We start from the raw sequence: 26684 nt of genomic DNA on the forward strand, positions 1-26684 counted from the left end.
ATAGATGGCTTGCTCACTAGGTTTGTAGCTGTTAATGTCCCTAGCAGTCATTTTAGAGAAAGAGCTCTCCTTCAAAGTTGTTCTAAATCTGAACTACCAAAAATGTAGAATAAAAATATATCTAACAGGACAATTTTGTGAATTTAAAAATGCTCGGCTCCATCGCTATCGTTGCGGGAACTGCAATCGGTGGTGGTATGTTAGCCCTACCTTTAGCGACTGCTTCTTTGGGTACATTACCTGCGTTTCTCTTGCTCGTTGTGATCTGGGGGATCTCCATCTATACATCTCTGCTGATGTTAGAGATCAACTTACGCACTAGAGTCGGTGATAACGTCCATGCCATTACCGGCAAGATTTTAGGCAAAGTCGGTCAGTTAATTCAGGGGGCCTCATTTATGAGCCTACTGTTTGCCTTGACTATGGTATATCTGATGGGCGGCTCGTCTCTGCTCGAGACTCGCTTCGAGCCTCTGGGTATCACCATGAATAATCAGGTGGCTGTGTTGTTATTCACTGTCATCTTCGGCGGCTTGATAGCCGTTGGGGTCAAATGGATCGATAAGGTTTCCCGCGTCCTCTTTACATCCATGGTGGTACTCTTAGTGATCGTGGTGGCCTTCTTACTCCCTGACGTGGATATGTCTGCGCTGCTAACCAGCACAGGTAGTGAGCTTGTTTCTGGCAGCGAATTGAACAACTTATGGTTGGCAGCTATTCCTATCGTATTCACCTCGTTTGGTTTCCATGTGTGTATCGCGACCATAGTGCGCTACTTAGATGGCGATGCCGTATCGTTACGTAAAATTTTGATTATTGGTTCCACCATACCGCTCGTCAGCTATATGCTCTGGCTGATGGTGACTTTAGGTACCTTAGGCGGCGACAGGGTATATGGCTTCGAGGGATCATTACCCGTGTTGGTGATGGCTTTACAAGGTCTGGCAAATTCAGAGATTTTGAAGCAATGTATCGATATCTTCGCTAACTTGGCGCTGATCACTTCCTTCCTGGGTGTGACCATGAGTCTGTTTGACTATGTGGCTGAGTTGACACGAGCTAGAGATGATATTGCGGGCCGGGCTAAGACCTGGCTTATCACCTTTATTCCGCCACTGCTGTGTGCGCTTTATTATCCAGAGGGTTTCATACAGGTGCTGGGTTTTGCTGCTATTCCTTTGGTGATCATGATCATCTTCCTGCCGATTGCCATGGCACTGAAGCAGCGTAAACAGAATCTGGGAGGCTATCAGGTCGCTGGTGGTAGTGCGGCTCTGGGTGTTGCAGGTGTATTAGGCGCTGTAATTATTACCGCTCAGTTACTGGTTGCACTATAAGTTGTTGGGCTATAAGCCCAAGCTGATGGCAAGCTAAGTTAAGTTTTTCCTTTTAAATAGCGTTGAGTTTTACTTGAAATAGTAAGGGGATAAGTCAAAGCCTGTCTTAATGGCGGTGGCATATGATAAAGTCGGGTCCGAATAGTAATATTTGGCTCGGCTTTTTTATTGCCTGAGTTTTAGCAAGATGGCTATATGCTACATAAACAAGCACAAGTAAAACAGAATAAGAATTATCACTAATAATTAAAAAATGGACTTAACAAAATGAAGACATGGCTTCTCACCGTCGCTGTCGCCGCCACTTTTGGCGCACAGGCCGACGAAGGTATGTGGCAACCATACCAACTGCCCGCAATGGCTGATGAATTAAAGGCTAAGGGATTAGAGATTGATGTGGAATCTATCTCTAAATTAACCGAATTTCCAATGAATGCCGTCATTAGCCTAGGCGGTTGTACGGCATCATTCGTCTCACCAAAGGGGCTGGTGGTCACTAACCATCATTGTGCCTATGGTTCGATTCAATATAACTCGACGCCGGAGAAGAACCTGCTTAAAGATGGCTTCCTGGCCAAGTCTTATGGAGAAGAGCTAGAGGCTACACCGGGTTCACGTATCTATGTGACCGAAGCCGTGACAGATGTGACCGATAAGGTTAAGAAAGGCTTAGAGAACAAGCTTGGCAACGCCTACTATCAGGGCATTGAGCAGAGAGAAAAGTCATTAGTTGCCGACTGTGAGGCCGAGGATGGCTATCGTTGCCAGGTATACAGTTTCCATGGTGGTTTGGAATATTATCTGGTTAAGCAACTAGAGATCCGCGATGTGCGTCTGGTGTATAACCCAGCAGCCAGTGTAGGCAAGTATGGCGGCGATATCGATAACTGGATGTGGCCACGTCATACGGGGGATTTCTCTTTCTACCGTGGCTATGTGTCTAAAGACGGTAAGCCTGCGGATTTCAGCAAAGACAATGTCCCTTATGAGCCAAAAAGTTTCCTGAAGGTTTCGGCTAAAGGCGTGAGTGATGGCGATTTCGTTATGGTGGCAGGTTACCCTGGCCGCACTAACCGTTACCGCACGGCCAATGAAGTCGAGAATCAGTTCGAGTGGGCCTACCCTGAAGGTAAGATGTTGCGTGAGCGTTTCATCGAGATCATCAAGGAGACAGCACTCGAGGGCAGTGATGAGCGTATCAAGTATGAAAGCCTGATCGCCGGTCTGGCAAACTATGCTAAGAATTTCACCTCTATGATCGAATTTTATGGCAAGTCTCCCATGCTCGATGATCGTAAGGGTCGTGAGTCTGAACTGGCTAGCTGGATCAATAAAGATAGCAAGCGTAAGGCAAAATACGGTAAGACGCTGGCTGAGCTAGATAAGCTGATCGCCGAAGGTCAAGAGAATCAAGCTAGAGATATTATCTTAGGCTATATTCGCTACACCACTATGGTGCCAACGGCGCGTAAGTTGTATCGCTTAGCAAATGAGAAACAGCTGGATGACATGGCGCGTGAGCCTGGCTATCAGCAACGTGACATGATCCGTTTCAAGTCGAGCATGGAGCGTATCGATCGTCGTTATGCAGCCAGTGTCGATAAGGCAATGTTGTTTGACATGCTTAAGCGCTACGCCGTACTACCGAGTAGTGAGCGTATCGCGGCTCTGGACAAGGTATTTGGCATCGGCAAGAAGCTCGATGAGAAGAAGCTGTCTAAGACTCTGGATAAGATGTATGCCAAGACGACACTAGGCGACATGGATACGCGCCTGGCTTGGTTAGACAAGTCGGTTGCCGACTTTAACGCCTCGAACGATCCTTTCATTCAGTTTGCCGTGGCCATGTATGACACAGACATGAAAACCGAGAAGAAGGATAAGGAGCTGGCGGGTAAGCTGATGAAGGTGCGCCCTCAGTATATGGACGCCATTATCGCTTACAACACCGAGCTGGGTAAGCCGGTTTACGCCGATGCAAACTCAAGCCTGCGCGTGACCGTGGGCCATGTGAAAGGTTACTCACCTCAAGATGGTTTGAAGGCTGTGCCGTTTACGCGTCTGGAAGGTATTTTAGCGAAAGACACTGGCGCGAATCCATTCGGTGCGCCATCTAAGCAGCTGGAACTCATCAAGCAGAAGCAGTACGGTGATTTCTACATGAAGTCTATCGACTCTGTGCCGGTTAACTTCCTGTCGACGCTAGATACCACTGGTGGTAACTCAGGTTCACCGACCTTAAACGGTCGTGCCGAGCTTGTGGGCCTGTTATTCGATGGTGTTTACGAGAGTATTATCGGTGATTGGGGTTACGATCCTGAGACTAACCGTTCTATCCAGGTCGATAGTCGTTACATGCTCTGGGTGATGAAGTATCTGGATAATGCAGATAACTTGTTAGCCGAGATGGAGATCGTTTACTAAATTAGTGAATAGCTACGAGTTCCTAGGTCCTAGGTCCTAGGAATTTGAACCTAGGTGCTCACTTCGAATCGAGAGTTAAATGTTGAAGTTAAGCGGTCACTTAGATGACCGCTTTTTTATTTGTCAGATAACAAATTGAAAATATCTTTATGAGTTGGGTTCATTGGGCTGTTTTAGTACTTGGTAGTATTCTGCATACCAATATTGCATTGTTATCTAACGCCTGTCCGGCGAGGAATGTGCGCTCTTACTTTGAGAAGGTTCTGTGACATGGTGAATATGGCATAGGCATGTGCTTATGAACGAGAGGCATGGATGCCGAACTGGCCTTTAGATAGGATATCATTCAAGCACATCTGACCTCCAAGGATGGAGGCAATGCTAAATTTTGTATGGAACAAAATTGGCCCTGTGGGCTCTACGACATCAAACAACTTCCATGTTTAAGAGCCAGTTCGACATCCCTATCTCTCGCTCGGATAGTTTCACGCTGTGAAACCTCGCCCTGATGTCGAAGGTCACAGCCGCGTTTACACCTGAGTGTTTATCTCTTCGATTTTAGTTTTTTGGCTAATAACTCACTTTGAACAAAAACGTTTTAGATCATTGAGTCGAATAAGCCTGACATTGATTAGAAAAAGTATCTTAGTATATTCGCAATCCCTAATTCGCTTCAACCCCTTTATCCAGGCGTTCTAAATTAACCGCCCTCGGCAACAAGTTCCTGAGTCCATTCAGTCGTGTGCGGAGCCGCATGCAGGGAGGTGTGGGGCTGGAGGCTAGATACCTCCAGCTACCCGATTAGTTGCTCTTATAAACATGTGATCTGTGGGCTACTTTAACGACATTCACAACAAGAAGACCATCTTTTATCTCATATATTATGCGATATAAACCTTGTCGAACTCTATAGCTTTCTTTGGCTGATAACTTTATACAGCCTTCACCGCGCGGATTCTCAGATAAAGAATCAATTTTACTTAAAATCTTTTGTATATCGCTTTTCGGTATAACTCGTAAATCATTAGCTACAGACTTTTTAAAAGTGATTTTATATTTTGCCATGTGACTTCAAATCGTTTAGCAAATCTTCATAAGATATCTCTGGCTCGTTGGCTCTTTCTGATACCGCAGCCAAATCTTCTTGGTCTTCACGCATTAATAATCGAACAGCTTCATCGATTAGCTCAGAAACTGATAGGTGCGCAGACGCTGCGCGCATTTTTAAAGCTTGATGTATGTCAGGTTCAAAATATACAGTCGAACGTTTAGATAAGTTACTCATGGTAATAGCCCCATTGATTCAATAACAACATTATAGCACTATAACGTTATGATGTCACAGAGCACCGAGGAGCAAACTAACGCCGCATTAAGCGGACTAAAATAGTGGGTTATATGTGCAGCGAAGCGAAGTTAAACCTAACCTACTGTTTTAGTTTAGTTTAGTTTAGTTTAAACGCCTTGCGTGCGCCCGGCATGGGCATGAACTAATGAGGTGAGAGTCCTCTGTAAGAAGGTCACCGTTCAATAACATGCTGTTATTAAACGTTAACTACTAGCGAATGGCAAGGGCTTATCCGTGAGGGTTGGTCTGAAGGAAGCCGCTAGCCTTCCTACTCATTGAGAGTGCGATCTGATGAACAAGAACATCATATGAGGCGTTAAAGGTGAGTTGGCATAGCCAACGCTTACCAAGGATGTGTCGACTTAGACCATTGGATCGTAACCGTTCACCAGCCCCTTATTGACACGATCAATTGATGATCAATAAGGTTTGGTCATATCGCTATTGAACGATCTCTTTGCCGTGTCAAAATAGCTTCATGAAAAAGAAAAAACAATTCGCAACAGAGCCGCCTACGGTTGCTGAACTCGGTGAAAAAAAAGCAAACTTACTCATTCAAGAACTGTGGGAAAAGTTACGTGAATATGAAGACCGCCTAGCATTGAGCTCTAGAAACTCATCCAAATCACCATCCTCTGACTCCCCTGCGGATAAGGCTGAGCGAAAAAAGCTCAAACGCCTCGTAGTGGAAATAAGGTTGGCGCTCAACCTGGACATACGGGGCATAAAAGACCATTAGCGGAACTCAGCGCAACCGATGAGCAAGTCGCTTGCTTACCCGATTCATGTTGTTCTGATTGTGGTGGCGAGGTCATTGCCAACCCGACTCCAAGCTATCGTCATCAGGTATTTGAATTACCTAAACCTGCACTTGATATAACTGAATACCAGTTATTTCACGGGCGTTGTCAGCAGTGCAACACCGTGAGCAAAGGAGCCTTGCCTGAAGAGGCTCCCGATGGTCAGATGGGGCCACGATTGCTCAGTTACGTGGCTGTGCTCAGTGGCTTGTATCACCTGAGCGTACGTAAAATTCAACGTTTACTGCAAGACCAATACGGGACTCATTTCTCTATCGGTCTGATTTCTGAAGCGCAAGGGCGAGTCAGTAGTATGCTGACGCCGACACACCAAGCTCTGCATCAACACATAAAAAAAGCGTCATTAGTGCATGTTGACGAGACGACGCACAATCGTAATGGTGAAGAGCATACCCGCTGGGTCTGGTTGTTATCGAGTGAGGATGCCGTATTCCAACAGGTGAAATATTTTCGTAATAAGGATGCAGCCAAATCGATATTAGGCGAGCATACCCAAGCGATTGTCGTGAGTGACCAATGTCCCAGCTACAACTGGATTGAGCCCGAACGGCATCAATTTTGCCTTGCCCATGTGCAGCGTAATTTACAACAAATGGCCGATTATTCAGGTAAGGGGCTTACCGCGAGTATCGGCAATCGACTGGTATTGCTATTCAAGTCCGTATTTCGCACTCAACATAGATATGAAGCCGGTGACGTTGACGAAATAATGTGGCGTCGGCGAATGCAACGACTAAGGCGCAATATTAAGCGCTGGCTTGAGTGCGGGGAAAATGTGCCCGCTTCACGCTACTCAGGCCGATGCCGGCATATTCTCAAATATGAGCAAGGTTTATGGGTTTTTCTCAATCACCCAGGGACACCTTTGACCAATAACGAAGCCGAGCGTTGTTTGCGTGGCAGCGTGATCATGCGCAAGATCTGCTATGGCACCAGTTCAGATAGGGGTGAGAAGTTTCGATCTCGGATCCTCTCAGTCGTTGAAACGTGCAAGAAGCGCAAGTTATCCCCGATAACAGTGATCAGCACTATCATTGCGGGCGTGGTGGGTAAATGCGACTACCCAGACGTATTTGGACTAACCTCAGCTTAGTCAATCCCCCTCTGGTGAATGCTTACATTGGATCCGTCGTCGCGTGCGTATGTGACTTTCCAGTTATAGGGAATGGCGTCAGTGGCGAAGCTCGACTCTGGTTAAAATCTTTGACCAGAGATACTGCAAGCACTGAGTAATGCAAAGCTCGAAGTAAGAGTTAAGAAAGCGGGTTTATGTTCACTAAGAGATGGATGGATGGATTGTAATTCACTCTCGAAACAAAGAAGCTAACCAGAAAGTCTAGGTTAGGCGCTCTAAATGAACCGCCCTCGGCAACAAACCTCCTGAATTCATTCAGTCGTGTGCGGAGCCGCATGCAGGGTGGTGTGGGGGCTGGAGGCTAGATACCTCCGGCTACCCGATTATATGCACGTTATAGGCAATATTCTATTAGTGCATTTCTACGCTTCTTTCGCTGCCCTTTACCTTTAGTAGCATTCATCATACTAGACTTATAAATCGAAAATGAATCATCTTCTTCAAAATCTGAATCCATATATCCTTGGTAAAAATCATGAAGGTTATTTTTAACTTTTTTAGTTTTTATTTTTTTAGCGACACAATAATATGAAAAAGCCCATAAGCCATATAAATGACTTACACCTGAAACATTATAATCTGAAAAATTCACTTTCATAGCCGTAAAGAAGCTAGAAACATTGTTCATCTGTAATTCAAGATCAGCCCAATCAATTTCAGCACTATTAGCATATTTTGCATACAGCTCATCTAAAACTTTTGGTGATGAAGCTAACTCCCCACCCTCTATAATAAGAAAAATGAACTCTGAAAATAGTTCAATATCTTCCATTCTATTTTTATTTGTAATTAGTAATTCATTTTTCCAAAACTCCATTTGCGAGAATTTATAAGCTAGATCCACAAGCTTTGAATCATAAAATTTGGCATTCCTTAGCTCTTGTCCATTTAATTTCTCACCACTTCGATTCAAGCGATCAAATATTTTCTCTACAGTCTTGTTATCCTTTGTGTAAACATATTCAACGGGTATAGGATATCCCCAAAAATCACTTAAAACTTCCTCAAATTCATCTTTCTCTAAATCTGACATTTTCAAACCTGCTAACTCTGGAGAGTGTAAAACATCGGCGCTGTTGTAGCGAAATGTTGTCTACCCTTATCATTGAGCGTAATTGATTGAGGTTAAAGAAAATGAAAACAAAATTATTTGTGAGTAAGCTTAACCAGATAACAAAAACATTTTTATCGATGACACCGGCTCAAAGAGAAGTCGTTCACCAGTCAATTCAGGCATTAAACGCTAAAATCCCCACCGATGAGCTCATTCAACCACTTTTCGATGCGTTATCCCAGTGCCCACATTGCCACTCTCCTCAGTTCAAAAAATGGGGGAAGGCTGGAGCAATACAAAGATACCGATGTAATACCTGTTACAAGACCTTCAATAACAAGACTAAGACACCGTTAGCTAGGCTACATAAATGCCACCTTTGGGCTGACTATACTCGCTGTATGCAGCTCAAGTTAACACTGAGAGAGGCGGCGATATTGATAAACGAACTAAAGAAGGCCAGATCGCTATCCTATTATCCATAGATCGCAGTAAACACATGATCACCCCTATTTTATCTGCTGATACGACTGCAGAAATAGCGGCTAATTTGTCTAAAAACATTGCAGCAGATTCGGTACTTTGCAGTGATGGCTCTTGGGCATATGTAGCGATAGCAAAGCAAAAGAACTGCGATCATAAGCGATTGATAAATAATAAAGTAAGAGTGATAGATAAGATTTACCATATCCAGACTGTAAATGGTGCAATCGCTCACTTTAAGAGTTGGGTTAATGGGCAAATGAAGGGGGTTGCCACAAAGTATTTGTCACATTATCTGGCTTGGTTTAAGGAAAGTAACGCAAAACTAGATAATCTGCAGATATTGAAAGCCGCGTATGGGGGACAACAATATTATGGAACATAGCCATATATATACAGCTAAATGGGTGTTGTTATCGAACAAAGGGGTCGTAGCGAATTAGGTAGTTCTCATGATTTAAAATTGTTTACGGGCAAGGTTAAATAAATAACCTTCTTTTGAAGAACTCAGTGTAGATGCGGCTGCGAACTTCCAAAAAAGGGACTTTTTGGCAGAGCCTACAGGGATTGTACTAGCGGCGATTCGCAGAACCTTCTCAAAGTAAGAGTGCACATAAGGTCGTTCACTCACATCTGACCCATAGGGATATGGGAAATGTCTTGGGATGTAGGGAACATCTCTGACCATGTGAGCACGACATTTGTGCATTCATGCACAGCACCCGCTGCAAGCGATAGATAACAATGAAGGTAAAATTAATAAATATATTTCCCAATAACCAAGTCGCCAAATGAACCTAAATAAAAATGTAACTAACCTTCATTCGAAGGTCGACAGCTCTCTAAGAGAAGCGCCAGCTCATTGGTAGTCAACTCCCTCATCTCTCCCTCTTCTAGCTCACCTAGCTTAAGGGTCTGTATCTGTACCCGTTTAAGATCTATCACCTTATAGCCTAATGCCTGACTCATGCGGCGGATCTGTCGGTTAAGCCCTTGGGTGAGTATGATCTCAAACTTGTCATCATCGAGACGGGTCATCTGACAGGGGAGGGTAGTGACATCCCGGTAGCTGACGCCCTGGGCCATACTGATTAAGAAACTGTCATCGAAATTGCGATCAACTAGCACATGATAAGTCTTGCTATGGCCGAAATCCGGGTGCATTAACTTCTGCGTCAATTCACCATCGTTGGTTAATAGCAGCTGACCCCGGGAGTCCTTGTCTAAGCGGCCCACAGGGTAGAGCCTGGGGCTGGCTGGCAGCAAATGTAATAGAGAACTGGGGTCGTGGGGCAAGAGGCGGCAGTCTGTGCCGACAGACTTATTGAGCATCCAGTACTGTTTAGACTCGATTCCCTGAATAAGCACACCATCGAATTTGAGTATCTCTTGGCTGATAAAGCCTGAATCGCTGTCGGTTAAGCTGATGGTATCTATATGGTTGGCGAGGCGTCCATCTAGGGTTATTTGACCGTCTCTGATATAGCGAGTCGCGGCCCTGCGGGAGCAGAGCCCAGTCATGGCAAGGTATTTAGCCAGACGAATACTAGGGTTATCTTGTGTCATTGTTCAGCGTCGTGAGGGTATAAATATAGTTTAGCCGCAAGGTTAGCATCTAAACCCGTTTAACTGCCACTATGTTTAAAGAAGGGCTGCCAGCCAGGTTTAAAGAAGAGCAGTGAGGCAGGTTTAAAGAAGGGCTACCAGTCTGACATCTGCTTCTGTGACTCTAGATAATGCTGCTCAATGGCTAATTTTCTGATATTTAGTGCCAGTAACACGCACCAGAGCATGGTGATATTGGTTTGCAACCACATATTTAGCGCGACCCAGCAGACGTCGCCTTCTTCATGTAAACAAGGGGAGAAGTCTAAGGTGTTCCAATCTAGCTGATAGATGAGGCCGGATGCACTGATAAAACCAAAGATGGCCAATATAAACAGGGGTCTTGAACAGATCTCTTTATGGGTAAATCGAGTGGAAATAGTCAATAGGTGGAGCACAAATGTGGCCAACAGGAAGCTGGTGGACACCAGTCTGTGTTCGTCTAAATAATTTATGGGAAAGACACCAATGAGCATAATAGACAGGCGACCCAAGATCCTGTAATCGATAAAAAGTGACTAAAGTCGCCTAGCTTAAGCAAATACAGGCCATACATGGCGAGCAGAATACATGAACCAGCGATAATCAGTGACATGTTAAAGACATAGGCCAGAGGTGAATAATCACCGAGGAAGTCTGAACGTCTGAAAAAGACCTGCATGCCGATATCTTGATATTCAGCCCAGACAGAGATAGAGATCCCCACCGATGTGACAGCGGCACCGACTAAGATCATCAGCACCACTAATCTGTGTAGATCATAATGGGTTGAATGTGTTTTTAATTCACTTTGCATGGGTTTTCGCTTTTCTCAGTACGGATTACGGATTGCAAAAATAAAAAAGGAGCGCAGTAAGCTGCACTCCTTTACTTGTATCGACGTTTACAAATTACGTCGAAATTGAATATCCCTATCGTTTTAGCTAAACCTAGCTCTTGGGAGCAATATTAACTTTAGCTTAACTGGATATCAATTTGCTCTATTTAAGCTGCATCTGCAATACCACATTAGTTGTAGCCGTTTTTAAGATACACGGCGAGATTAGCTGGCACGCTTACGAAAGATGACAATTGAGATAGCCACTAAGGCCAAGATCATGCAATACCAGGCGTGAGTTACCACTGCCAGTGGCGAGATGCTAAAGGTCGATGCGATAAGCAAGGCCTGAGCTCCATATGGAATGAGTCCCTGAATAATACAGGAGAAGATATCCATGATGCTGGCTGCGCGTTTAGGGGTTACGTCGTGTTTCTGTGCCAGCTCTTTAGCGATATCGCCAGTTACCACAATTGATACCGTGTTATTGGCGATACAGGTATTTGTTAGGGCAACGATGCCTGCTATGCCTAATTCAGATGCGCGAGTCGAAGCGTCACCTTTGGCCTTGGAGAATTTCGCGATTAACTTTTCAATTTGCTTACTGACGAATGCCAGACCACCCTGCTGTTGCATCAGTGCCGCTAGACCACCCACTAACATGGAAAGGATGAAGATCTCTTGCATGTTACCAAAACCGGTATAGATATCCTGACCGAATTGGATTACGCCGTAATCCATAGTGACCAGGCCTGTGATACCAGCGAGCAGGATACCGATAGTCAGTACGACAAATACGTTCAGGCCTGAGACTGCGAGTATTAAAATAGTTAGGTAAGGAATGACTTTAACAAAGTCTATCTCCTGAGCGGCCACATCGGCCTGGCCTTGACCCGCGAAGGCGAAGGCAATCAGGGTAATGAGCGACGCTGGAATCGCAAAAATAAGGTTCTCTTTGAACTTATCTTTCATCTCACAACCTTGGGTACGTGTCGCCGCTATAGTTGTGTCAGAGATGATAGAGAGGTTGTCACCAAAAAGTGCACCAGAAATCACCGCGCCAGCCATCAGGGCTAGCTCTATCTGAGCCTCGTTGGCAACGCCAAGAGCGATAGGCGCGACTGCAGCGATAGTACCCATAGAGGTACCCATGGCAGTAGCGAGGAAAGCTGCGATGACGAAGAAGCCGGGTAAGAGTAAGTTAGATGGCACAAGTGACAGACCTAGCGCAACAGTGGCATCCACACCGCCAGTGGCTTTAGCCACGGCAGCAAATGCACCAGCAAGCAAGTAAATCAAACACATGGCTATGATGTTTGCATGACCTATGCCGGCAATAAACGTCTCTATGCTCTGGTTGAGCTTCTGTTTCGAGATGATCAAGGCAAAGATAATTGCTGGCAATATAGCGACGACACTGGGTAGCTGATAGAAAGCAAAATCAACGCCCTGGCTCTGGAAGTAAACTCCGGCACCGATAAATAGGCCGAGGAATAGAAATAACGGCAGCAGGGCAACAAATGAGGCCGTTGGTGTCTTGGTACTCTTTGTTTGAGCGCTTGCTGAGGGATTGGTCGATGTGGTCAAAGTCTTCTCTCTTATCTTGTCTCTTTAGTCTTAAGCTCAACATCGGTCGGCATAAGCAGAATGGTAGATCTCAATAGTCGGCAGGATATGAGATAAATAGACGTCTGTCAATCTGGACGTCTAGATGTTTTTACTTCCACTTTGTTTTTTCTTTTAAGATTGCTATATATGTGTAACCGTTCACCAGCCCCTTATTGACACGATCAATTGATGATCGATAAGGTTTGGTCATATAGCTATTGAACGATCTCTTTTCCATGTGAAAATGGCGTCATGAAAAAGAAAAAACAATTCGAGCAAGAGCCGCCTTCGATTGATAATATCAGCGAAGCCAACCTGTTTATCCGTGAGCTTTGGCAAACGCTACGTGAGTATGAAGACAGGTTGATGCTCAGTTCTCGTCACTCATCCAAATCACCCTCCTCTGATTCCCCTGCGGATAAGGCCGAGCGAAAAAAGCTCAAACGCCTCGTAGTGGAAATAAGGTTGGCGCTCAACCTGGACATACGGGGCATAAAAGACCACTAGCGGAACTCGGCGAAAACGATGAGCAAATCGCTTGTTTGCCAGGGGCCTGTTGCTCCGATTGTGGTGGTGAAGTGACTGCCAATAAGTCTCCCAGTTATCGTCATCAGGTGTTTGAGCTGCCTGAGCCTAAGCTTGATATCACTGAATATCAGCTATTTCATGGACGTTGCCAGCAATGCAACACGGTGAGCAAAGGCGCCTTACCTAAGGATACTTCTGATGGCCAGATGGGACCAAGACTGCTTAGCTACGTAGCTGTGCTCAGTGGTTTATATCATCTGAGCGTACGAAAAATTCAACGTTTACTGCAAGACCAATATGGTACTCATTTCTCTACAGGCCTGATTTCTGAGGCTCAAGGACGAGTCAGTAGTATGCTGACGCGGTATTCCAAGTGGTGAAATACTTTCGCAATAAGGATGCCGCCAAATCGGTATTAGGTGCACAGACTCAAGCTATCGTAGTGAGCGACCAATGTCCGAGCTACAACTGGATAGCCCCTGAGCGTCATCAGGTTTGCCTAGCCCAGGTGCTACGCAATTTACAACAAATGGCCGATTATTCAGGAAAAGGCCTCACTGCGAATATTGGTAACCGACTGGTATTGCTTTTCAAGTCCGTATTTCGCATCCAGCATAGATATGAATCCGGTGAAGTTGAGGAAATAATGTGGCGTCGGCGAATGCAACGACTAAGGCGCAGTATTAAGCGCTGGCTTGAGTGCGGGGGAAATGTGCCCGCTTCACGCTATGCTGGCAGATGCCGTCATATTCTCAAATATGAGCAAGGCTTATGGGTATTTCTTAATCACCCAGGCACTCCTCTGACCAATAACGAAGCAGAACGCTGCATACGTGGTAGCGTGGTAGCGTGATCATGCGTAAGATTTGCTATGGCACCCGTTCAGATCGAGGGGAGAAGTTCCGTTCCCGGTTACTGTCAGTGGTTGAAACATGCAAAAAACGGCAGTTATCGCCAATTACAGTGATAAGTAAGATCGTTACAGCCGTTGTAGGCAACAGAGAATACCCAGACGTGTTTGACCTGGTGTCAGCTTAGTCAACGCCCTTCTGGTGAACGCTTACATATATGTTGCTATATCACTGTTTGTTGGCGATTTTACTCTGCTGGTCGTTTTTATACATTGGGACACTCATTTTTCTGGCATTTTGTAGAAAGGGCCGAAACCAAGTTATTTTATTCTAAAAGAGTAAGTTCAGGCTATACAAGCCATGATAGGAAAATTAAAATGTTTGTCTTGAAATACAAAGGGTCAAAGCATGAAGTTACAAGAGATAGATAAAGTTGTATATCGTAAGCACCTGAATATCGTCACAATCACCCTAGTTGCTAGTCTCATCTTGCTATCCTTGGTTTTTGGGAGCGGTTTTATTGCCTTGTTTGGTGATGCTAAGGACATGAGCGCTGAGACGACGGGGAATTTTCAATGGAACTTACTCGGTGTGATCTTGGCGGCCATTATTTCTGTGGCCATATTGACGCATTTTAAACATCATCCTTATCTGGTTGAGGTCTATTATATATGGAAGCTCAAAGCGTTGCATAACCGCGTCTATCGTCGATTGAAGAAGATCAAGGCCGCTGCTGTTAACTATGATATCGATGCCTTGATCATATTAAGCTTCTATTATCAGAGTCAGAAGCAGGTCTATCTGTTAGATAACAACACGCTTACCCTGAGCAAGTTGGAGAAAGATATCAGTGATCTTCAAGGCAGAATTAGTGAACGCAATCTGACCGTATCGGCTAAAGACTTTAACGCCGCATTACTCAGTAAGTTTAAATAGCGGCTAGGATCCCAGATCTTCATCGGTGGTATTATACCAATCGGTATAAAGGTGTGGTCACTCAGCGAGAGTTTAGCGCTTTAGAGGCAAGGCAACGAGTGAGAGGCATAGTTATTCTACGTTTAAGCTCGTTAACGCCGTATCTAAAGTGCTAAAACTCGCCTTTCAGGAGTGTTTTTGGCAGCCTACTTCTATGTTGAATGAGTTCATAATGGATCACCATTCCCTCACTCATCCGCCTTGAATTATGCAGCCAAAAATAACTCTGAGTTGGCCACTTTCTTATACTGATTGGTATTATTAGAGATAGTGAAGCCTCGCGACTTCTCAGCTAGGTAAGTTGACTCGTTTGTAATATGACTTATGGCCTAAAAACCTACCACAGAGAATGGTGGTGACCGATACGAAGTGTTAACTGCTTATTAAGCATGGGATCACTGAGTTTAAGCTGAACCTGTGTGAGGTGGTAGAGTTAAACATTCTCCTTCGACAAGATATGCTGGACACAGGCCGATCTAAGCAATGAGGTGAAATTCTTTACATCACCGTGATGGTTAAGCGCTTCTATGTATAGGCTCGCGATAAATTGGTTTCTTTTTACACCTTGGCTCTCTGCAATCTGATCTAATAGATCCCAAAACAGCTTTTCCAATGAGATGCTGGTTACATGCCCCTGGATGCGAATGGATTTCTGAATCGGCAAGTAATGGCTGGTAGGGTTATCGAAAAACAGATTATCCATAACTTTGATTCGCACACTCGATGTCATTTAATTTGTTGAATTTTAAGGTATTATACATATTAATTGTCTTTATTACCATTCAGGGGCGTGTACAAATTCTCGAATTTAGCGATTTATCACAACTTATGATTTATTATCCGGTTATGCGTGTTGGGATAAGATGATAATTTCAGGTTCTTGAGCGATGAGTTCAGGCATCTCTTTTTTTAGACGTTTGCGGTGTCCGGTATTTTGATGTTTTTCGAATGCAGCATGGTCGACAAAGCTCTTGATGAAGATGAAATGTCCATGTTTGTCATTTTCTTGGTGAAGTTCATATTTGACACAGCCCAGTTCATTTCGAGTCGGTTGAACTAAGCTCTTGAGGAGCTCAAGAAGCGCCTGCTCTTTACCACTTTGTGCCTTAAAGCGTGTCAATACATTGATCATGTTTGTGCCCGTAGTCAAAAGTTACTACCGATAACGAAAGGGTGAGTTAATGTAAGTGACTTGACTGGTGAAGGGGTAGCAAAGGGGTACTACATTCTAGTTATTTAGACTAAGTAACTTCTTTCTTTACAGCTCTTTGTGTCTGATCACTTTGTAAATAAACATAAATTTATCGCTAGGTTGACCCGTGTAAAAATGTATCTGAGTTAGCGTTTTAGAACAAAAAACTGATGCCAATAAGATTAAGTACATCTTCCCTTCTATTTGTTCGTCAAAAACATGACAAATAATAACGATTTTATCAGACACATATTGCACATCTTTTATAAAAATAATGGGCCTGTCGCTGGTTTATACTTTCATTCATTTTGAGTCACCGAATAAAGCACTCTCTTTCATGGCCGGAGTCACTACTATTAGTGATATTCAGCGTACGACGGATACTCAACCTAGGATGGTTACGGTTTGTCACTGACGTAAGCGCTTATGTCTCTTGGTAACTATTGTTTACTCTTGATTAAATACTTCATCAAATATAGCTTTAAGTAATTAATTTAATTTTGCTATTCAAAAGCTATATGAATTTTTAGTACCAGTTTCATCTCTGGAGAAGAAACTGGTGCCATTGACAAGATGACAGCACACTGGAGTGATTATGCAACAAGTTAACGATTCAGGATTAGTGAAGCTCAGCTCTTACATAGATGGCAAGTGGAGTGATAGTCAGTTGGATGGTGGGAGTGAGCGATTCGATGTCATCAATCCTGCCAATGACCGAGTCGTGGCTCAAGTATGCAACGCCGGCATTGCCGAGACGGAAGCGGCCGTTATCGCCGCAAAAAAAGCCCTGCCGACCTGGTCTAAGAAATCGGCCAATGAGCGTGCAGCTATCTTGCGTCGCTGGTTCAACTTGATGATGGAGAGTCAGGATGATCTAGGCCGTATTTTGACCTTAGAGCAGGGTAAGCCGTTAGCCGAAGCTAAAGGTGAAATTGCCTATGGTGCGGCTTTCATCGATTGGTTCGCCGAAGAGGGCAAGCGAGTTTATGGCGATACGATTCCGGGTCCTGCCGGTGATAAACGTATTATCGTTATCAAGCAGCCTGTGGGCGTCGTCGCCTCTATTACGCCGTGGAATTTCCCTAATGCCATGATCGCCCGTAAAGCGGCAGCGGCTCTGGCAGCTGGCTGCACGTTCGTGGTGCGACCTTCAGAGTCTACGCCGCTGTCGGCGCTCGCTATGGCTGAACTTGCCGAGCGGGCTGGCGTGCCAGCCGGTGTGTTCAACGTGGTTGTGGGGTTGGATTCATCTGGTATGGGCAAGGTACTGACTCAGCATCCGGACGTGGCTAAATTCACCTTCACCGGTTCGACAGCGGTTGGCAAAATATTGATGACCCAAGCGGCCACTACGGTTAAGAAGGTGTCGATGGAACTCGGCGGTAACGCGCCATTTATCGTATTTGACGATGCCGATATCGATGCCGCAGTCCAAGGCGCACTGGTGTCTAAATATCGTAATGCAGGCCAGACTTGTGTCTGTACTAACCGTATCTTCGTTCAGCGTAGCGTGCTTCAGGAGTTCACCGATAAGTTTGCCAGTGCGGTGGCCGAGCTTAAGATCGGCGATGGCCTGGTCGATGGCGTTAACTTAGGCCCGATGATCACATCACAAGCGGTCGATGGCGTGCATAAGTTAGTGGAAGAAACCGTCGCCGCTGGGGCCAAAATTATTGCCGGTGGTAAACGCAGCGCTGCAGGTAACAATTTCTATGAGCCGACAATCTTGACCGGTGTCACCAATGATATGCCCTTGGCAAGCAATGAAATATTTGGCCCGGTCGCGCCCATCATCAGTTTCGACACCGAAGAGGAAGCTATCGCATTAGCTAACGACACTGAGTATGGCTTAGCGGCTTACTTCTATTCCCGCGATATTGGCCGAGTGTGGCGCGTCGCCGAAGGGCTTGAATACGGCATGGTCGGTATTAATGAAGGCATCATATCCAATCCGGCGGCGCCATTCGGTGGGGTTAAGCAGTCAGGCAACGGCCGCGAAGGCTCTAAGTATGGTTTAGACGACTATATGGAGATCAAGTATCTGTGTATGGGTGGGATAGATAAGTCGTAGGACCGGCTTTAGCCGGGAGAGAATAAACCTCTAAATCCCCCTCCTACAAGGGAGGGAATAAACCTATAAGCCTCGGGGCTAAATCCCCTCCTAACATAGGTAAGGCGGCCGAGCATGGCCTCATTCTGCTTGCCTGTGGCTGCTACGGTAATGTTATTCGTTTCTTACCAGCCTTGACCATATCTGATGAATTAATCTATGAAGGTTTAGAAAAGTTTAACCCGCTATTTAGTGCTCTTGCGCGCTAAACTGGAATCACTTTGAAAATGAAGTGAGTCTGCACATTCATAAAAAAGAGTGGCTTTACCGTTCTCGGGACCAGAGATAGGTTAGGCAAGATGGAAGGCATTTGGAGAGATGTGACACTATTGGAGCGAAGAAGCCAAGTCGAAGGTATCGAAGTTTAGCCATAATCTCTTATCTGGCTCAAATAGCCATGGGGATATTTTAAGAAAACTTGCTAAGTCACTAAGTTCAGCGTAAAACAGCCCCATATAACCTAAATATTTCTACTTTTAAAAAGAAACTGGAAGGCTGAATTTGGATCATTTTGTTTGGAACGTCGACCCCGTATTGGTCTCCTTTATGGGGCTTAAAGTGCATTGGTATGGTGCTCTGTTCGCGACGGCCATCGCCTGTGGTTTTCAGGTGATGAAGCGCATCTATATCAAGGAGAAGTTGCCCGTCGAGTCGTTAGATAATCTGCTGATGTATTGTGTAATAGGCATTATCGTCGGTGCTCGCCTGGCTCACTGTATCTTCTATGACCCGGCCTATTACTTCAGTAACCCACTGAAAATTTTCGCCATCTGGGAAGGCGGACTCGCCAGCCACGGCGGAGGTTTAGGCGCAATTCTGGCGCTTTACTATTATCGTCGTAAGATGGATATGCCCTTCCTGTTCCTGCTGGATAGATTGGCCATCGCCACGGCAATTTTTGGTTTCTTCGTGCGTATGGCCAATTTCATGAACTCAGAGATATTAGGCCTGCCGAGCAATGTACCTTGGGCTATTATCTTCGAGCGCATCGACATGCTACCTCGTCACCCGGCTCAGCTTTACGAAGCCTTCGCTTATCTGGCTATCTTTATCGGTCTTTGGGCAATTTACAAATACACTGAGATGAAGCAGAAAGAAGGCGCTATTTTCGGCCTGTTCCTGGTATTGGTGTTCAGTGCTCGTTTCGCCATAGAGTTCGTCAAGGTCAAGCAGGCGGCTTACGCTGAGGGAATGACCTGGAGTGCGGGCCAATGGTTGAGTGTACCTTTCCTCATTGTTGGAGTTGTACTCTTGGTAATGCCTTATTTAAACAAGAAGGTTAAGGCTTAACCGAGTTATTGGTATTAGAATAATCAGGCGTCGAAGGAGCGATAGAACTGGCGCATATAGTATTCTTTGTCGTGCCGTTTTCGATACTGCTCCAAGGCGGCGCCATAGAACCCTTAGCCAATAAGCTAAAACTGAATAACAAAAACTAAGTTTTTCTAATTTTATGAGAATGGCATCAATAGTCCCAGCTCTCCAAGGCGCCATCCGAGCTTAGGGTCATTAGCTGACCGCTGGGGTTAATGGCCATGTCGAGCACTGTGGTCCCGGTGGTAAAAGCTGTGATGTCCCAGTGCTTCTTTTCCTTGCCTGAGCTTATATCCCAGCTGATGATCTTCTGTTTTGAGCTCGCTGTGATGAGCGTCTTACCTCGGTCGACAAATAACGCTTGTCTAAAATAGCGATAGCGCTCTAGGAAGGCCAACTGGCCGATACTCTCACCAGAATCTGTGTCGGCTACGATGTGTTTATCTAAGGCATCGGCGATAAATAGTCTTCGTTCGGCTTCATCGAAGCTGATGCTGGTGATACGCAAGGGCAAGCTAAAGTCCTTGATAACTTGTCCATCGCTACTGGCCCAAATGAGCGCATGTCCATCATGGGCTGTCGACAATATTCGTTCGTCATAGGAGATAAATTCAACATGACTGACGGACCCGTCATGGAGTTGAAACATAGATAATTGGTTGTTTTCGAGATCGACGCTAATCACCGAACCTTCGTTCATACCGAGTAACACTCGTTTTCCGTTTTGATTCAGAAACAGGCTGGAGATACGGGCATCACTATCGAAGCCCTGTGCAAGCCAGGAGACCTCGAGTCGGCCGCTGTTGAGATCAAATATCGATACTCGATGCTTTCCCGTCACCGCCAGATACTGATTATTTCCGGAGAGTGACACCAAGTAAGTAGGCTCGTCGAAGTCTTCTATCTGCCATTGATGTAACAGAGATTTTGAGGCGTTATCCCACACCGATAACTCACGGGTGCGGCTCAAGGTGACTGTAAGCTGGGCATCGCTGGACAGGTCGGCATCGATGAGATGGTCTGCGACATATCTATGAATCGAGTTTGCTTGCTGTTTGGCCACAGGTTTACTGCAGCCTGTGAGAATAAGACCGAATGCCATCAGCGAAACGGTAAGGATTATAGAGGCGAGCTTATTTGAGTAGTTATGTGACAAGATCAATCTGGCTCGAATCAATTAAGCGATAATCGATACTAGCATATGCTTTGCTGGTATCGGTTATTCGTCATTTAAATTGATGGATCTTGAATAAATTGCTTTGAATCAATGAACTTTGGTTATTTCAATTTATAAACCACTTCGACTCTGTCTCGAATGGTGACTTGGCCTTGTTGATAGCTTTCGGCGATGTCATAGCTAGGACCGGCGTTCATGCGTAGCATCACCGGCTGAACCGGGCGTTGATTTAAGTAACGAATCTCCCAGATCCTCTGGATCTCTTCACCGAAGCCCTCGGCGAGTTTCTTGGCTTTTCGCTGAGCATCCTGAATGGCTGCCAAGCGAGCCTTATCTATGTATTCCTCCTCCTTGCTGGTCTTGAGCGCGATGTTATTTATTTTGTTGATGCCCTCTTCGAGCGCCGAGTCTAAGATTTCATTGAGGCGGGACAGATCATCGACTGTAACAACCAATCTACGGCTTGCGCTATAGCCTGTTAGCTCGGCGGGCTTGTCTTTCTGATAATGATATTGTGGCTGCAGGTTCAAGTTGGCGCTGTAGATCTTGTCTCTCGCAATGCCAGCCTGCTTTAAGCGGGCAATAAATTTGGCAACGGCTTGGTCTGAGGTGTCTTTCGCAGCCTTGGCAGTCTTCTTCTTGACTGTCACTTCGACATTGATCTCGGCCATATCGGCGTCAACCTGGAGTTGGCTAGTTCCCACTGTTTCAAGGTGAGGGAAACTTAGCTCTGCAGCTTGAATGAGGGGAGAGACAAAGATAAGGCTGCTCGATACCAGTGCGGCTAAAAGTGTTTTATTCATAGTTTTCGACTCCAATCTTAGAAAAAAAGTTAAATACGAGTTCTGAAGTTATAAACGCGGGGAAAACAGAAAAGGGTTTTATTTTCTTTGACTATACTATGGCTAACGGTGACTCGCTGTATTTGTACCTGGGATAATTAGCGCAAGCTATGGAGGTGGTATGTACTTTATAAGAAGAAACCTGCTGTTAGGTTTAGCCATTGTCTTATGCTACCTAGCTGTCATCCTCTACACAGGGAAACTTGAAGATGTGTCCCTGTCTGATGAGGCTCATGTATATGGTACCGAACAGGCCTATGGCAGAGCCGTGGTAGATCACCGAGTCTCATTGTCTGATATTCGTGCAGTGGCTCAAGTTCAGGCAGCAAGGCCGCATGAAACAAAAAACACAATCACTATAAGCCGTTACAATGAATTTTCCAGTGTGAACAATCCCGCTATGGCCGAGGTAGGCACAAATAATATAGGTCGGAGTGTTCAAGCTAACCTGGCTAACACCAATGTGGTTAAAAGCAGTGCTAACGTGAATACTCGTTCGAGCGTTACGGCTAGGCTCGAAGCCTTGAGGAAACGACACTCGGACCCCAATTACAAGGTAGAGCTCGAGAAGAGACGAGTGTCCAGTGTGCTCAATACGGCTATCTTCCTCCTAGGTATTGCCATTATTTCATTGACACTTAGCGGGGATAATCAGCAGCGAGAGTTCGATGAGAAGATGATTTTCTTGTCGGCGTTAATCTTAATCGATGTTGTGTTTATTGGTGGCCAATTCACCATGTTAATGCCCTTGATAGGCTTAGCGGTACTCTATGGTAGACAGTATTTAAGCACTAATTTCACCCCCCATCAGGAGTAAGGTCATCGCTTCATTTTTGGTGTCCATAGACTCAGTTTAAGTTTAAGCGGAAGAAACGTGAGTACCGATTTAGCGTTCTAATTTTTGTTTACTGCCAACCAGAGGCAACAGATTAGAACGCTTGTTTTTACTGGCTTGTAGACTTGGTGTTAAGCCGAGATCTGGCTTGCCAATATCTCCCTGACCATAGTCACATACTCCATCAGGGAATATTTTTTCCAAATGCCCCTGATAAGCCCCAATGGAAACATTGCCGTATACGCCTCGCTCTATGGCATCACCAACCGAGATGCGACCACACTTGAAGATACTGCCGGCCCAGGGGCCACCTGCTTGTACGCGAATGTTGCTGTAAATGGGATATACCTTGCTGCACTTCCCCAATGGCCGATCGTTCCATTCGCCATCCCACACATCTTCCCCCTCAAATTGCACCTTACCCAGGTGGTCTATGCAGGCATCGACTAAGTCAGCGGGTTTACTGGTGACAGGATCTTTATCTTCGGATGCTCTTATGGCCATCAGCCATCGGTCAAGAAATGCTATACCCTTATCGATGGGAGTATGATCTTTATGGGATATCCATACCACCTGATTATCATGGTGTCCTTGATATTCCTGAATCCTTAGTCGGGTCTCGAAAGAGGCTAAGGTGTGGTGCATGTTGAGATCATCCTCCAGATAGTGACGGATCTCTAAGATTGGCAGCTCGGCCTTACCGATGAATATCTGTCCATATTTATAGCCGTTAACGATCGCCTGGGCATCGGCGGGTTTTCGTTTAGCTATGTGGGATTTTGGCTCAGTGATATTATTGCGACTCCAGAGGCTTAGCCAGATAGGGAACCTCATGCCAAAAGGCGTAAATGCCGTTTCTTTACGCATTTTATCTTGTGGCACCCAGGAACCGATATACTGATTGAGGTGAATAAACTCTTCGATGTTGATATCTCCCCTTTTCATGGCCCTCAGGCCATATTGAACGCCCTCATTGCCCCAGGTTGTTCGTGCAAAGCCATGACTATCAGTGCCGTAAATCTGAGCTAAATCTTGCCAATAGGTCCAGTTAACCTGCTCTTTTACCTTATCGGAGAAGTAAGGTTTGACGAAACCTTGCTTAGGATTGTAGAAGAAAGTTGCGGCGATGAACCAAGAATATACACACTCGCTGCTGCCATTGGGCATGGAGGGCCAGACACCTGCAAACAGTTGGTTGAGAGGGACTAAGAAGGTATAAGGATGATCGAAACCATTAATGCCATTCATGCCCTCTATTTTTTCTCTCTGCTCCCAGTCTTTCCACTTACTATTACCGTTATCCGTGACGTTAAAGTAGTGCTGTAGCAGGTCGCAATCGAGCAGGAATATCGATTGTGACACCATATCCGGATAGCTATAGATAGGCATCAAGCCATCTAAAACCCCAGTGCTGTTTTGGGCGATAAGGTACTGGGCGAGTCCACCACCTGAGCCGCCAATGCCTAAGGTATAGAGGGGATCACCATAGAGAGATATGAACTGTGCCTTGACTCTTCTGGCGGTATCTTCGGCGAGCAACATGTTATAGCTGTAGCTGGTATTGTTGCCACTGGAGGCGATGACGGCGTAGCCTTGTCTGAGCAAGGTGAGGCGTCTGTTAATGAGGCGTTCAGCCCCCATACGTCCCTGTCGAAAACCTATGCTGGCTCCGCCTTTGAATTGATAGATGAGCTTATTATTCCAATATTGCTTATCTTGGCGTTGTCCAAGCCTCTCTTCGGGGACCAACATGGCAATGTAATAGATATAGCGGTTGATGCTACCTCTCTCTAAACGGAAGATCTCCGGGACCGGCTTGCCGTCGATCTCAGTGGTCGCAATCTCTGCTCTTGCTGGTGGCTTGTCGAGATCATAGGCTCGTATTTTATCTGTGCCTGTTAAGGTATAAAAATAGTCTATTCTTGAGGTGACCATGCAGTCTTTGCTATAGCCTATTACCTCGTCGTTTTCGTCGTAAATCGTGACGCCGTATCCCTGTTGATTATCGACCAGGGGCTGGCCTAAACCTGCATCGACTGTCATACAGTAGAAAGGGTATTGGCGCATACCCGAATAGAGGCTATCGGCTGGGCCAACTTCATCGAGTTTGATTGGGAAAGGGAAGGTTTCACTGGGTCTTTGGGTGAGGCTTATGTGCTTATCTACCTGTAACAATAGGTTTTCTTGATCCATAGGCGCAATGGAGATTACCTGACGTTTTACCAAGGGATCTTGCCCGCAGGCGGTTAAAATGCTGGTTAAAAAAAATAATAATATCAAGAGTCTTTTGCTCATTTCTAACTCCCGTCCTTATGTAGTTCTCCTCTTAAGTCTTGTTCGATTCGATAAAAAAGCAATAATTATGCTGAAAATAATTTATACCATTCCGAGTAAGTATCTGATCATTCAGCGGGAGTTCAAAGCACTGTAGGCAAGGTCTATATTTGCTCCTCGGTAACTGCTCCTGCGTTACTCTACCTCCTATATCCCTATAGTCGTGCAATATAGACATTCACCACATCCATGTGGCTTGCGGATGTTTGAAGCTAATAGTTATTCTCGGCAACAAGCTCCTGCGTTGCTCTCGATAATTGCTCCTGCATTATTCTACCTTCACCCGTCCATGGGCTCGTACCTCCTGCATCTGACCTCCATGGTCTTAAGCGTTCCATACGCTTTCAAGACATTTCCCATATCCCTATGGGTCAGGGAAATGTCTTATTTTGTATGGAACAAAATAGACCATGCAGTCGTATATCGAGAACATTCAACGTAGCATAAAGGGCTTTGCCCTTTTCTTTAAACATCAGCCGCACTGCGTGAGGCTCTCAGTGTTTCCACTTCTGCGTTACATTGACTTAAAAGGGAATAACCATTTCCTCATCAATGCGCCTTAAATTGAAAAAACTGAGAGTCTCTGAACTGACCAGATACTTATATGGAATGGTATTAGAGGTTTAAGCCGCTATTCGTTTCGGGCTAGCCGCATATTCAGTGGACTGCATCTCCTGTAAGCGGCTGAAGGTTCGTCTAAATTCGAAGCTTAGAGCGCCTTCGCGGTAGAGTTCTTCTAGGGGGACTTCGGCTGACAGATAGAGATTGACTCGCTGATCATAAAGCTCGTCGATTAGGGCAATAAAGCGTCTGGCCGGGTCATCACCCACAGCATAGGAGAGCTGACGTTCGCCGGTTTCGGTGGCGATAGCACCATCTTCCGTGCCTCTGGCGCGGATCCAGGATTTAGGGCGGCCGCCGAGTACGGGAATATCGCTGACAAACAGGGTATCGAAGCGACTGGCCAATTCAATATAGTCCAGCTGAGATCTGGGACCATCACATAAGGCATCGAAACTAAACCAGGCCTGATTATCACTGACCTTGATGACTGGAATACTGCGGCCTAAGATCTGTATCGATTCATTGCGATAGGTGTTCCCGTCAGCTTTCGAATCAAACAAGTCATTAAATTTTGCCTGCTGACCCAAGAAATAGATCTGTTTAAACTCCAGGGAACGCAGTCGATGATCTTCCTTGCCATCTAAGTGAAACTCGCTGCAGTGGGCCTGCAGCAAAGCAATCGTAGGCAGGAAACGGTCTCTTTGCAGCCCGGATTCATACAGACGTGGGATAGGTATGTTGGAGGTGGCGACTAATATCACTCCCTGTTTGTATAGCGCCTCGAACAAGGTGCCGAGGATCATGGCGTCACCTATGTCGGCGACAAAAAACTCATCGAAGCAGATGACCTTGCACTCTTTAGCAATGCGTTTAGCGATGCGAACTAAGGGATCTCTTTTACCTGATTCGGCCAACATGTCTTTATGGATCCGCGCCATAAACCGATGAAAGTGCAGCCTCAGCGTCAGTTTGTCATCCAGTGCGTCGCAGAAAAGATCCATCAACATGGTCTTACCCCGGCCCACATCCCCCCAGAGATAGACTCCTTTAACCGAACTCGCTGGAATCAATTTTTTGGGTGAAGTGAGTTGCTCGAACAGAGTATCGAGTAAAGTCACCGCCTGCTCTTGCTTAGGGTCGAAGCTAAAATCTAGCTGAGTGAGTTTCTGCCGATATTTAACGAGAGGAGAGAGGCTCATATTGACTGGGTATATCGATTGGGGATGGGCGCAAGTATATCAGTTGTGCCGTTTTAACGCAGGGACAACTGATATGACTCGATTCTGTTCATGTTTAGCTCTCTATAACAATCGGTATTATATTTTATCCG

At 45.5% G+C, this 26684-nt stretch carries 23 protein-coding genes and 2 pseudogenes; 12 read left to right on the plus strand and 13 right to left on the minus strand.

Features of this window, described 5'->3' with window-relative positions:
- Positions 1 to 137: 137 nt before the first annotated feature.
- A complete protein-coding gene (locus KT99_RS03145; protein ID WP_040571549.1) occupies positions 138 to 1337 on the plus strand; it encodes an aromatic amino acid transport family protein in 1200 nt (399 codons plus the stop codon).
- A gap of 267 nt (positions 1338 to 1604) precedes the next feature.
- Positions 1605 to 3761, plus strand: coding sequence for a S46 family peptidase (locus KT99_RS03150; RefSeq protein ID WP_005496954.1), 2157 nt, complete (start codon positions 1605 to 1607; stop codon positions 3759 to 3761).
- Positions 3762 to 4562: 801 nt separating this feature from the next.
- Here KT99_RS03150 and KT99_RS03155 read toward each other — a convergent pair.
- Both KT99_RS03155 and KT99_RS03160 read right to left on the minus strand, forming a co-directional pair.
- Positions 4563 to 4826, minus strand: a complete 264-nt coding sequence (locus KT99_RS03155; protein WP_005496955.1) for a type II toxin-antitoxin system RelE family toxin — start codon at positions 4824 to 4826, stop codon at positions 4563 to 4565.
- Positions 4813 to 5046, minus strand: coding sequence for a ribbon-helix-helix domain-containing protein (locus KT99_RS03160; RefSeq protein WP_005496957.1), 234 nt, complete (start codon positions 5044 to 5046; stop codon positions 4813 to 4815). The genes KT99_RS03155 and KT99_RS03160 overlap by 14 nt, the downstream gene beginning before the upstream one ends.
- A 541-nt stretch (positions 5047 to 5587) precedes the next feature.
- On the opposite strand from KT99_RS03160, the gene KT99_RS03170 reads away from it, so the two are divergent.
- Positions 5588 to 7023 (plus strand): IS66-like element ISSbe3 family transposase gene (locus KT99_RS03170; RefSeq protein WP_086017578.1). Its coding sequence is split into 2 segments (ribosomal slippage): positions 5588 to 5780 and positions 5780 to 7023, totalling 1437 coding nucleotides; the frame shifts between segments, so codons are not numbered across the junction.
- Between the two features lie 376 nt (positions 7024 to 7399).
- Here KT99_RS03170 and KT99_RS03175 read toward each other — a convergent pair.
- Entirely contained in the window at positions 7400 to 8098 is a 699-nt protein-coding gene (locus KT99_RS03175; protein ID WP_005496960.1) for a hypothetical protein, read from the minus strand.
- Between the two features lie 101 nt (positions 8099 to 8199).
- Between KT99_RS03175 and KT99_RS20405 the strand changes: the two are divergent.
- Positions 8200 to 8987: pseudogene (locus KT99_RS20405) on the plus strand (IS1595 family transposase).
- A 428-nt stretch (positions 8988 to 9415) separates the two neighbouring features.
- Here the strand turns inward: KT99_RS20405 and KT99_RS03190 are convergent.
- The 4 genes from KT99_RS03190 to KT99_RS03200 form a co-directional block, all read right to left on the minus strand.
- Positions 9416 to 10168, minus strand: coding sequence for a pseudouridine synthase (locus KT99_RS03190; protein WP_005496963.1), 753 nt, complete (start codon positions 10166 to 10168; stop codon positions 9416 to 9418).
- 134 nt (positions 10169 to 10302) lie between these two features.
- Positions 10303 to 10683: a hypothetical protein gene (locus KT99_RS22560; RefSeq protein ID WP_005496965.1), complete on the minus strand. Its 381-nt coding sequence runs from the start codon at positions 10681 to 10683 to the stop codon at positions 10303 to 10305.
- Positions 10659 to 11003 carry a hypothetical protein gene (locus KT99_RS22565; protein ID WP_005496967.1) on the minus strand — a complete coding sequence of 115 codons (345 nt, stop codon included), beginning with the start codon at positions 11001 to 11003 and terminating at the stop codon, positions 10659 to 10661. Before KT99_RS22565 ends, KT99_RS22560 begins: the two co-directional genes overlap by 25 nt.
- A 246-nt stretch (positions 11004 to 11249) precedes the next feature.
- A complete protein-coding gene (locus KT99_RS03200) occupies positions 11250 to 12611 on the minus strand; it encodes a Na+/H+ antiporter NhaC family protein (protein ID WP_005496968.1) in 1362 nt (453 codons plus the stop codon).
- A gap of 273 nt (positions 12612 to 12884) precedes the next feature.
- On the opposite strand from KT99_RS03200, the gene KT99_RS23190 reads away from it, so the two are divergent.
- The 4 genes from KT99_RS23190 to KT99_RS03215 all read left to right on the plus strand — a co-directional run bounded on the left by KT99_RS23190 (position 12885) and on the right by KT99_RS03215 (position 14947).
- Positions 12885 to 13139 (plus strand): DUF6444 domain-containing protein, encoded by a 255-nt coding sequence (locus KT99_RS23190; RefSeq protein ID WP_005496971.1) that lies wholly within the window; start codon positions 12885 to 12887, stop codon positions 13137 to 13139.
- Positions 13140 to 13210: 71 nt separating this feature from the next.
- Positions 13211 to 13540, plus strand: coding sequence for a hypothetical protein (locus KT99_RS23195; protein ID WP_269764032.1), 330 nt, complete (start codon positions 13211 to 13213; stop codon positions 13538 to 13540).
- Entirely contained in the window at positions 13537 to 14013 is a 477-nt protein-coding gene (locus tag KT99_RS23200) for an IS66 family transposase (RefSeq protein WP_005496980.1), read from the plus strand. The genes KT99_RS23195 and KT99_RS23200 overlap by 4 nt, the downstream gene beginning before the upstream one ends.
- A 406-nt stretch (positions 14014 to 14419) precedes the next feature.
- A complete protein-coding gene (locus tag KT99_RS03215; protein ID WP_005496981.1) occupies positions 14420 to 14947 on the plus strand; it encodes a DUF3087 domain-containing protein in 528 nt (175 codons plus the stop codon).
- A 472-nt stretch (positions 14948 to 15419) separates the two neighbouring features.
- On the opposite strand, the gene KT99_RS03220 is transcribed toward KT99_RS03215, so the two are convergent.
- Both KT99_RS03220 and KT99_RS03225 read right to left on the minus strand, forming a co-directional pair.
- On the minus strand, positions 15420 to 15704 hold the full coding sequence (locus KT99_RS03220; RefSeq protein WP_232504235.1) for a ribbon-helix-helix domain-containing protein: 285 nt from the start codon (positions 15702 to 15704) through the stop codon (positions 15420 to 15422).
- 126 nt (positions 15705 to 15830) lie between these two features.
- Positions 15831 to 16118, minus strand: coding sequence for a putative quinol monooxygenase (locus KT99_RS03225; RefSeq protein WP_005496986.1), 288 nt, complete (start codon positions 16116 to 16118; stop codon positions 15831 to 15833).
- Positions 16119 to 16773: 655 nt separating this feature from the next.
- Here KT99_RS03225 and KT99_RS03230 point away from each other — a divergent pair.
- From KT99_RS03230 to lgt, 3 genes and pseudogenes are all read left to right on the plus strand, one after another.
- Entirely contained in the window at positions 16774 to 18249 is a 1476-nt protein-coding gene (locus KT99_RS03230) for an NAD-dependent succinate-semialdehyde dehydrogenase (RefSeq protein WP_005496989.1), read from the plus strand.
- Positions 18250 to 18344: 95 nt separating this feature from the next.
- Positions 18345 to 18497, plus strand: a pseudogene (locus KT99_RS22570) (4-aminobutyrate--2-oxoglutarate transaminase); the annotation flags it as partial.
- Positions 18498 to 18789: 292 nt separating this feature from the next.
- Positions 18790 to 19578 (plus strand): prolipoprotein diacylglyceryl transferase, encoded by a 789-nt coding sequence (gene lgt / locus KT99_RS03235; protein WP_040571551.1) that lies wholly within the window; start codon positions 18790 to 18792, stop codon positions 19576 to 19578.
- 175 nt (positions 19579 to 19753) lie between these two features.
- On the opposite strand, the gene KT99_RS03240 is transcribed toward lgt, so the two are convergent.
- Positions 19754 to 20704 (minus strand): WD40 repeat domain-containing protein, encoded by a 951-nt coding sequence (locus tag KT99_RS03240; RefSeq protein ID WP_005496992.1) that lies wholly within the window; start codon positions 20702 to 20704, stop codon positions 19754 to 19756.
- Positions 20705 to 20880: 176 nt separating this feature from the next.
- Entirely contained in the window at positions 20881 to 21582 is a 702-nt protein-coding gene (locus KT99_RS03245; RefSeq protein ID WP_005496994.1) for an oxidative stress defense protein, read from the minus strand.
- A 160-nt stretch (positions 21583 to 21742) separates the two neighbouring features.
- Here KT99_RS03245 and KT99_RS03250 point away from each other — a divergent pair, with 160 nt between their 5' ends.
- Positions 21743 to 22438 carry a hypothetical protein gene (locus tag KT99_RS03250; protein ID WP_005496995.1) on the plus strand — a complete coding sequence of 232 codons (696 nt, stop codon included), beginning with the start codon at positions 21743 to 21745 and terminating at the stop codon, positions 22436 to 22438.
- A gap of 69 nt (positions 22439 to 22507) precedes the next feature.
- Here the strand turns inward: KT99_RS03250 and KT99_RS03255 are convergent, their stop codons facing one another.
- Together KT99_RS03255 and zapE are read right to left on the minus strand one after the other, a co-directional pair.
- Positions 22508 to 24751: a DUF6351 family protein gene (locus KT99_RS03255; protein WP_005496996.1), complete on the minus strand. Its 2244-nt coding sequence runs from the start codon at positions 24749 to 24751 to the stop codon at positions 22508 to 22510.
- Between the two features lie 662 nt (positions 24752 to 25413).
- The gene (zapE, locus tag KT99_RS03260) at positions 25414 to 26553 is read right to left on the minus strand and encodes a cell division protein ZapE (RefSeq protein WP_005496997.1); all 1140 of its coding nucleotides are present in this window, start codon (positions 26551 to 26553) and stop codon (positions 25414 to 25416) included.
- Between the last annotated feature and the right edge of the window lie 131 nt (positions 26554 to 26684).

The sequence above is a fragment of the Shewanella benthica KT99 genome (assembly GCF_000172075.1).
Lineage (GTDB): Bacteria > Pseudomonadota > Gammaproteobacteria > Enterobacterales > Shewanellaceae > Shewanella > Shewanella benthica_A.